The sequence below is a fragment of the Streptomyces calidiresistens genome (genome assembly GCF_014141525.1).
Classification (GTDB): Bacteria; Actinomycetota; Actinomycetes; order Streptomycetales; family Streptomycetaceae; genus Streptomyces; species Streptomyces calidiresistens.
The window spans coordinates 1-400 of record NZ_VKHS01001610.1; the positions used below are offsets into that span (position 1 = coordinate 1).

Genomic DNA, 400 nt, shown 5'->3' on the forward strand with positions numbered 1-400 from the left:
GGTTCCTGTGCGTCATCGTCGTCGTCATCATGGGGTTGGCCGTCATGGCCGGATCCGGGAAATTTGGCGACGTGCCTGCCACCGTGGACGATCGCCCGGTGCCAGACCTCCCCGAGGGAGAACTCTCGCCAGCTGACATTCGCAATGCGAAATTTGCCATCGTGCGACGGGGATACTCACCGGCACAGGTGGATGCCCTACTGGACCGACTTGCCAGTCAGATGAGCGCCGATCCCGCCATGAACCAGACCGGTGATCCCGATTCTCGGACGGATGCGGAATAATGGAAGGGACTCACCCACTGCGAACGAGCAAGGAAGTATGACATGGCAGCTATGAAGCCACGTACCGGTGACGGTCCCATGGAGGTTGCGAAGGAGGGGCGCGGCATCATCATGCG

The 400-nt window shown here is 60.8% G+C and carries 2 protein-coding genes; both read left to right on the forward strand.

Going from position 1 to position 400, the window contains the following annotated elements:
* Positions 1-284 (forward strand): DivIVA domain-containing protein (locus FOE67_RS28490; RefSeq protein ID WP_267133382.1); only part of this gene is annotated, 284 nt, incomplete at its 5' end.
* A 42-nt stretch (positions 285-326) separates the two neighbouring features.
* Positions 327-400, forward strand: a 74-nt coding sequence (locus FOE67_RS28495) for a DUF3117 domain-containing protein (RefSeq protein WP_182667656.1), incomplete at its 3' end; no start/stop codon positions are given.